General features: G+C 73.9%; 7 protein-coding genes and 1 pseudogene. 6 read left to right on the top strand and 2 right to left on the bottom strand.

Going from position 1 to position 9,974, the window contains the following annotated elements; all coding sequences use genetic code 11:
* The coding region (locus VR45_RS06360; RefSeq protein ID WP_045938682.1) for an alpha/beta hydrolase-fold protein at positions 1–1,174 on the top strand (1,174 nt) is incomplete at its 5' end.
* Positions 1,171–3,828: a rhomboid family intramembrane serine protease gene (locus VR45_RS06355; RefSeq protein ID WP_052708878.1), complete on the top strand. Its 2,658-nt coding sequence runs from the start codon at positions 1,171–1,173 to the stop codon at positions 3,826–3,828. The genes VR45_RS06360 and VR45_RS06355, both read left to right, overlap by 4 nt.
* Before the next feature lie 128 nt (positions 3,829–3,956).
* On the opposite strand, the gene VR45_RS06350 is transcribed toward VR45_RS06355, so the two are convergent.
* The gene (locus tag VR45_RS06350) at positions 3,957–4,391 is read right to left on the bottom strand and encodes an SsgA family sporulation/cell division regulator (RefSeq protein WP_045938681.1); all 435 of its coding nucleotides are present in this window, start codon (positions 4,389–4,391) and stop codon (positions 3,957–3,959) included.
* A 325-nt stretch (positions 4,392–4,716) separates the two neighbouring features.
* Between VR45_RS06350 and VR45_RS06345 the strand changes: the two genes are divergently transcribed.
* From VR45_RS06345 to VR45_RS06335, 3 genes are all read left to right on the top strand, one after another.
* On the top strand, positions 4,717–6,549 hold the full coding sequence (locus VR45_RS06345; protein WP_045938680.1) for a DEAD/DEAH box helicase: 1,833 nt from the start codon (positions 4,717–4,719) through the stop codon (positions 6,547–6,549).
* Positions 6,550–6,995: 446 nt separating this feature from the next.
* Positions 6,996–7,646 carry a helix-turn-helix domain-containing protein gene (locus tag VR45_RS06340; protein WP_030308168.1) on the top strand — a complete coding sequence of 217 codons (651 nt, stop codon included), beginning with the start codon at positions 6,996–6,998 and terminating at the stop codon, positions 7,644–7,646.
* An 80-nt stretch (positions 7,647–7,726) separates the two neighbouring features.
* On the top strand, positions 7,727–8,533 hold the full coding sequence (locus VR45_RS06335; RefSeq protein ID WP_234325853.1) for a S16 family serine protease: 807 nt from the start codon (positions 7,727–7,729) through the stop codon (positions 8,531–8,533).
* A 66-nt stretch (positions 8,534–8,599) separates the two neighbouring features.
* Here the strand turns inward: VR45_RS06335 and VR45_RS06330 are convergent, their stop codons facing one another.
* Positions 8,600–9,061, bottom strand: a complete 462-nt coding sequence (locus VR45_RS06330) for an Lrp/AsnC family transcriptional regulator (RefSeq protein WP_030308163.1) — start codon at positions 9,059–9,061, stop codon at positions 8,600–8,602.
* 431 nt (positions 9,062–9,492) lie between these two features.
* On the opposite strand from VR45_RS06330, the pseudogene VR45_RS42100 reads away from it, so the two are divergent.
* A pseudogene (locus VR45_RS42100) lies at positions 9,493–9,939 on the top strand (VOC family protein); the annotation flags it as partial.
* Positions 9,940–9,974: the final 35 nt, after the last annotated feature.

Below are 9,974 nucleotides of genomic sequence, written 5' to 3'. Positions count from 1 at the left end.
CGCCGCCCTGGTCACGGCGGCGGCGCTCAGCCTGCTGCTCGACACCGCCGTCGACGACTGGTGGCACCCCTTCCCCGAGGGGACCCCGCACTACGTCACCTGGTGGATCGCCGTCGGCCTGCTCGGGCTCTCGCTGGTCGCCTTCCGGATGCGCGGCAGCACGCTGCGCCGCAGGCTGCTGGCGATCGGCGCCGGGGCCCTGGTGCTGCTGATGGCCTCCTCCCAGGTGAACCGGGGCTTCGACCAGTACCCGACCGGCCGGGTGATGCTGGCGCCGTGGCTGGAGAAGACCCAGGAGCTGACCACGGGGAAGGCCGCCGCCACCATCGGCCGGCCGCCCGGCAAGGTGCTGGAGGAGGTCTGGCAGGCGCCGGCGGACCTTCCGGCGAAGGGCACCGTCTCGTCGGTCGCCGTTCCGGGCACCAAGTCCGGCTTCGAGTCCCGCGACGGGTACGTGTACCTGCCGCCGGCCTACCAGGCCACCCCCCGGCCGCTGCTGCCGGTGGTCGTGCTCCTGGCCGGCCAGCCGGGCACTCCGGGCGACTGGGTGTTCGGCGGCCAGATCGCCGACTCCCTCGACGCCTTCGCCGCCGAGCACCACGGGCTGGCCCCGATCGTGGTGATGGTCGACCAGCTGGGCTCGACCTGGAACAACACGCTCTGCCTCGATTCCAAGATCGCCAATGTCCAGACCTTCCTGGCCGAGGACGTGCCGGCCTGGGTGCACGCCAACCTCCAGACGGCCGAGGGCCGCAAGAACTGGGTGATCGCCGGTGCCTCGATGGGCGGCACCTGCGCACTCCAGCTCGCCGTCAACGCGCCCGAGGTCTACGGCTCGTTCCTCGACATGTCCGGTCAGGACGAGCCCACCCTCGGCACCCGTGAGGAGACCGTCCAGGCGGCCTACGACGGCGACGCGGCGAAGTTCGCCGCCGTCGACCCGCTCCAGGTGATGGCGCGGAAGAAGTTCCCGGACACCGCGGGGGCCATCGTGGTCGGCCGCGACGACGACGAGTTCCGGCCGCAGCAGGAGAAGGTGTACCGCGCGGTCGTGGAGGCGGGAATGCAGGCCAAGTTCGACCTCATGCCCGGCGGGCACGGCTGGATCATCTTCCGGCCCGGCATCGCCGACCAGCTGCCCTGGCTGGCACAGCAGACCGGGATGATCCGGTGACCCTGCTCGGCGCCTCCCCGGGAGTCGCCGCCGAGCAGGAGCAGAGCCGCGGCGGGGGACAGTCGCGCCTGCTCGTGCCCAGGCCCTTCCGCACCGGGTCCGGCTCCAACCGCTCCGACACCGCGGGCGCGGGCTCCGGCGGGTCCGACAACGGCGCTCCGGGCCCCGGCGCGCCCGCGCCGCGGCCCCCGCAGCGGGTCGTCCGCGCGGCCGCGGCCGCGGGGCTCGTCGCCCGGCTGGCCGCCCGGCTCGGCGAGGCCCCGCTGACCCTGGTGCTGCTGGTCGGCCTGTGGGCCGTCGGCGCCGCCACCGGCAGCCTCGCCCGGGGGCCGTCCGACGCCCTGCTGGAGCAGGTCGGCATCGGACGGCCGACCCTCCACGCGGGCCGCTGGTGGACGCCCCTCACCTCGCTGTTCTGGTGCTCCGGCATCGGCTCCTATGTCTTCACCAGCCTGCTGCTGCTCCTGGTCGGCCCGGCCGCCGAGCGCCGCCTCGGCCGGCTGCGCACCGTCGGGGTGCTGGTCGCCGGTCAGCTGGCCGGCGTCATGGCCGGCACCGTCGTGGTCGCGGTCGGCGCGAAGCTCGGCGAGCAGTGGACCCTCTCGATAGCCGGTCAGACCGCCGTCGGCCCCGGCGTCGGCCTGTTCGCGCTGGCCGGCGTGCTCGGTTATCGGCTCACCGTGCTCTGGCGCCGGCGGCTGCACCTGCTGGTGCTGCTGATGCCGCTGGTGATGGCGCTGTACGTGGGGCACCTGCAGAGCGTCCAGCGGTTCAGCGGGGCGCTGGTCGGCCTGGCCGCCGGCGCGCTGCTGTTCCGCCGCCGCCCGCACCTGCGCTCGCACCGCTCCTCCCACACCGAGACCCGGGTGCTGGTCGCGCTCTGCCTGGTCGCCGCCGCGCTCGGCCCGATGATCGCCTCGCTGTACGACAACGCGGCCGGCCCGTTCAACACCTTCTCGGAGATCTACCTCTCGCACCGGCTCACCCCGGACGAGGTCGCCGACTTCTGCTCGGTCTCGGCCCACGACTGCGCTCGCGCGCACGCCGTGCAGCGGATCTTCGACACCCCGGCCCGGCTGATGGCCACGCTCTTCCCGGCCCTGCTGCTGGTGCTCGCCGAGGGCCTGCGCCGCGGCCTGCGGTTCGCCTGGCGGATCACCATCGCCACCGAGCTGCTCTGGACCGCGATGCTGGTCGTCCTGTTCGCGGAGACCAGCACCGGTTCGAGCGACGTCCTCCAGTACTTCGTCGAGGCGCTGCTGCTGCCGATGGTCACCGTCGGCCTGCTGCTGGCCACCCGCAAGCGCTTCACGCTGCGGCTGCCGCGCGCGGTGCTCGGCCGGCTGTTCGCGGTGGTCGGCGGGGCGCTGGCCGTCGCCTCCGCCGCCTACACCGGGCTGGGTGTCCTGGCCGCCGGGCAGTTCGAGCCGGGCGCGACCTTCCGCGGCCTGGTCCACGGGCTGCCGGCCCAGTTCCTGCCGCCCGCCTACAACGACCTGCTGCCGGACTACCCGATCGCGGTCGGGCGGTTCGCCCGCGCCCTGGAGACGTACTGCGGGCTCGGCTTCTGGGCGGTCGCGCTGGCCGCGCTGCTGCTGACCTTCCGTCGGCCGGTGGTCCAGGTCGCCGCCGAGGACGCCGCCCGGGCCCGGGCGCTGCTCACCGAGCACGGCGGCGGCACGCTGTCCTTCCTCACCACCTGGGACGGCAACCACTACTGGTTCGACGAGGAGGGCCGGGCCGCCGTCGCCTACCGGGTGCTGAACACCGTGGCGCTGACCACCGGCGACCCCTTCGGCGACCCGGCGGCCCGGGACCGCGCGGTGGCCGGCTTCGCCCGGTACTGCGACGCCCGGGGCTGGACGCCGTGCTTCTACAGCGTCACCCCGCAGACCCGGGCCGCGGCCGGGGAGCTCGGCTGGCGCTCGCTCCAGGTCGCCGAGGACACCGTCGTCGCCCTGCCCGACCTCGCCTTCACCGGCCGCAAGTGGCAGGACATCAGGACCGCGCTCAACAAGGCCGGCAAGCAGGGCATCACCGCCGAGTGGTGGTCGTACCACGAGGCGCCGCTGGCGCTGAAGGAGCAGATCCGGGCCATCTCCGAGGAGTGGGTCTCCGAGAAGGGCCTGCCCGAGATGGGGTTCACCCTCGGTGGCCTGGAGGAGCTGGACGACCCGGCGGTGCGGCTGCTGATCGCGATCGACGAGGACCGCAGTGTGCACGGTCTGACCAGCTGGATGCCGGTCTACGAGAACGGCGAGCCGGTCGGCTGGACGCTGGACTTCATGCGGCGGCGCTCGGACGGCTTCCGCGGGGTCACCGAGTTCCTGATCGCCTCGGCCGCGCTCGGCTTCAAGCAGGAGGGCGCGCGGTTCCTCTCGCTCTCCGGCGCGCCGCTGGCCCGCTCGGAGAAGGAGCCGCCCACCGGGCTGCAGAAGACCCTGGACTGGCTGGGCCGGGTGCTGGAGCCGGTGTACGGCTTCCGCTCCCTGCTCGCCTTCAAGGCGAAGTTCCAGCCGGAGTACCGGCCGATGTACATGGCGTACCCGGACCCGGCGGCGCTGCCCAGCATCACCCGGGCGATCGGCAAGGCCTACCTGCCGCACCTCACGCCGACGCAGGGTGTGCGGCTGATGCGCAAGCTGTCGTCCTAGCCGGACCGCCCGTGCCTCTGGGACACGGGCGTGCGGTCCGGAACGCCGGCCGCCCGGGACTTCGGTCCCGGGCGGCCGGCGTTCTCATGCGGGCCTGCGTTCTCGTGCGCGTGGCCGGGCCGCCCCGCTCAGCCGAGCAGCTGGGCGAGGGCGCGGTCGGCGTCCAGGAACAGGTGCTCCTCGCCCTCGGGCACCAGCAGGTGGCTGCGCCACAGGAAGCGCCGCAGGTCGGCGGCGTCGAACCGGACCAGCGCGGTGCCCTCGGGCGCGCGCAGCTCGACCAGGGTGCTCCGGCCGGGGCCGGGCCGCACCTGCACGTCGCCGACGCCGGAGGGCAGCTCCAGGCCGCCCGCGAGCAGCCGGCGGGCGAAGACCCAGACGATGTCGCCGGCCTCCGGGCCCGCCGCACCGGTGGGTTCGTCCAGCGAGAACTCGCCGGGGAAGGCCATCCGGACCGCGAGCGGGTCGTCGGTCCGATAGGTCAGGGCGACCCGCAGCCGGGCGGACCGGTGCGCGGACAGGATCAGGCGGGCCTGGACGGTCTCTTCGGCGGTGGCGTGCACGGCGCTTCCCTTCGCTGGTGAGGCCGCGGCGGGCGGTGGAGGGTGGAGCGGCCTCATCCCGAAGAGAGGCGGTGGGAGGGGTTCCGCTTACGCGGGTTTCCCGGAATTCCGCCGTGATCCACCTCACATCGATTTCCGGCCGCACCCGCCCCGGGCAGGGCGGACGCCCGCCCGGTCCGGCCCCGCCGTGGCCGCGCGAACGGCGCCGGGACCGGTACGCTGGGTGGGTTGTCCGAACGCCGTCCGACCGCGGACCGAGGCTGCGAAACCGCCTCTGACCTGCGATGATCCCCCCTCGGAGACCGTGAGTACTGCCGCCGCCCCGATGCCGCTCTTCTCCGACGCGAACGAGTCGCACGCGCCCGTCCGGGCCGTCGGCCATGCCGCGCCGACCTCCTCGCACCAGCTGTCCCCGGCCTTCCCCGGCCGTGCCCCCTGGGGCACCGCGGGCAAGCTCCGGGCCTGGCAGCAGGGGGCGCTGGACAAGTACATCGAGAAGCAGCCGCGCGACTTCCTCGCCGTCGCGACCCCGGGCGCCGGTAAGACCACCTTCGCGCTGACCCTCGCCTCGTACCTGCTCCACAACCACCTGGTGCAGCAGATCACCGTGGTCGCGCCGACCGAGCACCTGAAGAAGCAGTGGGCCGAGGCCGCCGCCCGGATAGGCATCAGGCTGGACCCGGGCTACTCCTCCGGGCCGCTCTCCCGGGACTACCACGGCATCGTGGTCACCTACGCGGGCGTCGGCGTGAACCCGATGCTGCACCGCAACCGCACCGAGGCCCGCAAGACGCTGGTCATCATGGACGAGATCCACCACGCCGGTGACTCGAAGTCCTGGGGCGAGGCCTGCTTCGAGGCCTTCGAGCCGGCCTCCCGGCGCCTCGCACTGACCGGTACGCCGTTCCGCTCGGACACCAACCCGATCCCGTTCGTCCAGTACGAGGCCGGGGGCGACGGCATCCGCAAGTCGGTCGCCGACTACACCTACGGCTACGGGCACGCGCTCGCCGACCACGTCGTCCGTCCGGTGATCTTCCTGTCCTACAGCGGCAACATGCGCTGGCGCACCAAGTCCGGCGACGAGCTGGAGGCCCGGCTCGGCGAGCCGATGACCAAGGACCTCATCGCCCAGGCCTGGCGCACCGCGCTCTCCCCGCAGGGCGAGTGGATCCCCTCCGTGCTGCAGGCCGCCGACCGCCGGCTCACCGAGGTCCGCAAGGCGATCCCGGACGCCGGCGGCCTGGTGATCGCCACCGACCAGAACGTGGCCCGCGCCTACGCCAAGATGCTGCGCGAGATCAGCGGCGAGAAGGTCACCCTGGTGCTCTCCGACGAGACCGAGGCCTCGCAGCGGATCTCCGACTACGCGGCCGGGACCTCGCGCTGGATGGTCGCGGTCCGCATGGTGTCCGAGGGCGTCGACGTGCCCCGGCTGTGCGTCGGCGTCTACGCCACCTCGATCTCCACCCCGCTGTTCTTCGCCCAGGCCGTCGGCCGCTTCGTGCGCGCCCGCAAGCGCGGCGAGACCGCCTCCGTCTTCCTGCCGACCGTCCCGATGCTGCTGGGCTTCGCCAACGAGATGGAGCTCCAGCGCGACCATGTGCTGGACCGGCCGAAGAAGGAGGGCGAGGGCCTCTTCGACGAGGAGGACCGGCTGCTCGCCGAGGCCGAGCGGGCCAACGACGGCCCGGACGGCGCGGGCGGCGACGAGTTCTCCTACGAGGCGCTGGGCTCCGAGGCGGTCTTCGACCGGGTGCTGTACAACGCCATGGAGTTCGGGATGCAGGCGCACCCGGGCAGCGAGGAGGAGGAGGACTACCTCGGCATCCCGGGCCTGCTGGAGCCGGACCAGGTGCAGATGCTGCTGCAGAAGCGTCAGCACCGGCAGATCCAGCGGAGCAAGGGCAAGCCGGCCGAGGAGGCCGACCTGCTGGAGCTGCCGGCCGAGCAGCGGCCGGTCGTGACCCACCAGGAGCTGCGGGAGCTGCGCAAGGAGTTGAACGCGCTGGTGGCCGCCTGGCACCACCGCACCAACCAGCCGCACGGCACGGTCCACAACGAGCTGCGCCGGCAGTGCGGCGGTCCGCTCACCGCGCAGGCCACCGCCAACCAGCTGAAGGCGCGGATCGACAAGATTCGGGAGTGGGCGAAGTAACGATCCGTCGGATCCGCCGGAGGGGTGGCCGGGGCGACGTTCCTGGGGTGCTGCGGGGGTGCTCCCGGTCGTTCCCGGTCGCTCCGCGGCCGTTCCGGGCCGGTCGCCCGGCCCCTCCGGTCCCGGGTGTCTGTCCGGACTTCGGACTGTGCTCGAACTTGCGCCCGGTCAGGCCGGGTGGAATGCGGCAGTTCGTCCGCTTCTGTCCGGCCGGACAGAATTGATCTTGACCGAATTTTGGACAAACACTTCCGCCGCCGCATTTCCTTCACTACCTTTCCCCCACGCTCTCCCGCCGGGCAACCCCCGCCGGACGGGCGCCGCAGGGCCCCAGGACGTCAAGGACGACACACCGCGGCCCTGGCGCGGCCACCCCCCTGCGCGCGACCACCGAGTCCCGGACCGGCCAGCCGATCCGCGACCGCCGCGGAAAGGAATTGCGCGTCGTGACTGCAGAGACCTCCCAGACCCTGGACCGGGGAGTCCGGGTCCTCAAACTCCTGGCCGACTCGGAGCGCGGGCTCACCGTGACCGAACTGGCGGCCCGCCTCGCCGTCAACCGGACCGTCGTCTACCGGCTGCTGGCCACCCTGGAACAGCACGGGCTGGTCCGCCGGGACATCGGCGGCCGGGCCCGGGTGGGCCTGGGCGTGCTCCGGCTCGCCCACCGGGTCCACCCGCTGCTGCGCGAGGCGGCACTGCCCGCGCTGCGCAGCCTCGCCGAGGACCTCGGGGCCACCGCCCACCTGACCCTGGTGGACGGCAACGAGGCGCTCGCGGTGGCCGTCGTCGAACCCAGCTGGACCGACTTCCACGTCGCCTACCGGACCGGGCTGCGCCACCCGCTCGGGGAGAGCGCGGCGGGCCGGGCGATCCTGGAGGCCCGGACCTTCCCCAGCCAGCGCCGGCCGGAGCAGGGCTTCGTCATCACCCGGGCGGAGGAGCAGTCCGGCGCGTCCGGTGCCGCCGCGGCGCTGCTCGGACTGAGCGGCATCGAGGGCAGCGTCGGCGTGGTGATGCTGAACGGGCTGGTCCCGGAGCGGGTCGGCCCCCGGGTGGTGGAGGCGGCCACCGAGGTCGCCGACGCGCTGCGCTGACCGTCCCGGTCCGCCGGGTGGGCCGTTCGGGTGGCCGTGTGCGTGCCCGCCGGACGGCCCCGGTGTGTTTGGATGCCTCTGTGTCCGACACCAAGCTGCCCACGGCCCTGACCTCCCCCCGGACCCGGGCCCTCGCGCTCTGCGGCGCGACGGTCGCCGCGCTGTTCGGGGTGGCCGCCTTCGTCCCGCTGCCCTACACGCTGACCTTCCCCGGCGTGACCGCGGACACCCTCGGCAGCTACCAGGGCCGCCCGGTGCTCACCGTCACCGGCGCGCCGGTCCGCACCACCCAGGGGCAGTTGCGGATGGTGACCATCTCGGCGACCAACCCGGGGGAGCGGACCACGCTGTGGCGCTCGCTCCAGGCCTGGTTCGACGAGGACGAGGCCGTCCGGCCCAGCGAGACCGTCTACCCGCAGGGCGACCCGGCCAAGGCCAACGAGGTCACCGCCCAGCAGATGGCCGAGTCCCAGGACGCCGCCACCATGGCCGCGCTCGGCTACCTCCAGCTGTCGCCCGCGCAGGTGAAGGTCAAGGTCGACCTCGGTGACATCGGCGGCCCCAGCGCCGGGCAGATGCTCGCGCTCGGCATCGTCGACAAGCTCCGCGGGGACGGCAAGGGCGGCGACCTCACCGGCGGGCTGACCGTCGCCGGCACCGGGACAATCGACGAACAGGGCGTGATCGGCCCGGTCGGCGGTGTGCCGCTCAAGACCCAGGCGGCGGCGCGGGACGGCGCGACCGTCTTCCTGGTGCCCAAGGACGAGTGCTCGGACGCCAAGGTCAACCTCCCGGCGGGGCTGCGGCTGGTGCCGGTCGGCACGCTGGGGGAGTCCGTCTCGGTGCTGGAGGCGCTGCAGTCGGGCGGGGCCGTTCCGGGGTGCTGAGCCGCTGACCGGCCGCACCCTGCCGACCGGCTGGGTGGCTGACCGGCGGGGTGGCCGGACGGAGGGCTACTCGGCGGCGGCCTGGTCGACCAGCGGCAGGATCCGGTAGGGCACCGGGTTCTCCAGCGCGATCGCGGTGGAGGAGCGGACGATCCCGTCGAAGCCCACCACCCGGTCGATCACCCGCTGCAGATCGGCGTTCGACCGGGCCACGATCCGCACCATCATGTCGCCGTGCCCGGTGATGGTGTGCAGCTCCAGCACCTCCGGCACCGCCGCCAGGTGCGCGCGCACGTCCGCGCCCTGGCCCTGGGAGATCTCCAGGGTCGCGAAGGCCGTCACCGGGTAGCCGAGCGCCGCCGGGTCCACCTCCGGGCCGAAGCCGCCGATCACCCCGCGCGCCTGCAGCCGGTCCAGCCGGGCCTGCACCGTGCCGCGGGCCACCTGGAGCCGTCGTGAGCACTCCAGGACGCCGATCCGGGGCTCCTCGGCGAGCAGCCGGATCAGCCGGCCGTCCAGGGCGTCGATGGCGTCGTTGGTGCTCCCCGGGGCAACCCCGGCTCCGGGCGCGGCCGCGGTTCCGGCCCCGGTCCCGGCAGTGGCCGGGGCGGTGCCGGAATGCCCTTGTCCGGTGGGCGAGTTGGGCGATCCGGGCGCGCCCGTCGGGCTGGGGGCGTGGGCGGGGGGCATCGCGGGCTCCGTCCTCGGGTGGGCATTGTGTACAGCGGTGCGGCCGATTCTCCCGCCCCGGAGCACAGCTTGACCAGGAGGAAACGGAACAGTTGCGCGGATGTCGCCCCGGCGCCACCCTCCAGCCACGACCCCGCGCGCCGGCCCCCACCGGTCCGCGAGCGGAACCGTGGTCCCGTACCCCCACCGGGAGGGCTGACATGACCGACACCGCCGCCGAACCCGTGCTGCTCACCGCCGCCGGGCCGGACGAGCCCGGCCTCCTCCCGATGGGCCGCGCCGACGCGGTGGTGTTCGCGGTCGGCGACGCCGAGCGGGCGGCCCACCGGTACGCGGTCGCGCTCGGCCTGCGCTGCACCGCGTACGCCGGGCCCGAGACCGGCGAACCCGAGATCGTCTCCTATGTGCTGCAGGCGCCCGGCACCCGCTTCGTGCTGACCTCGCTGGTCCAGGTGATCGGCCCGCGCGGCCGGGAACTGGCCGGCCGGCTGGCCCGGCACGGTGACGGCGTGATCGACCTCGCGGTGGCCGTGCCGGACGTCTGTTACGCCTACGACTACGCCGTCGACCGGGGCGCGGCCTCGCTCGCCGAGCCGTACGAGGTGCGGGACGCGTACGGCACGGTGGTGCTCGCCGCGATCGGGGTGCCCGGCGGGACCAGGCACACCCTGGTCGACCGGTCCCGCTACCGGGGGCCCTATCTGCCGGGCTACGTGCCCTTCGAGCGGTGGTGACGGAGCGCCGGGGGCCG

It is taken from the genome of Streptomyces sp. NRRL S-495, from assembly GCF_000966955.1.
Taxonomy (GTDB): Bacteria; Actinomycetota; Actinomycetes; order Streptomycetales; family Streptomycetaceae; genus Kitasatospora; species Kitasatospora purpeofusca.
The sequence above is the reverse complement of the archived record's forward strand: the minus strand, read 5'-3'. Positions and strand labels throughout refer to the sequence as shown.

What these genes read in the sequence shown, in the direction of transcription:
- VR45_RS06345 (WP_045938680.1), top strand. Translation starts at nt 4,717, where the DNA reads ATGCCGCTCTTCTCCGACGCGAACGAGTCGCACGCGCCCGTCCGGGCC.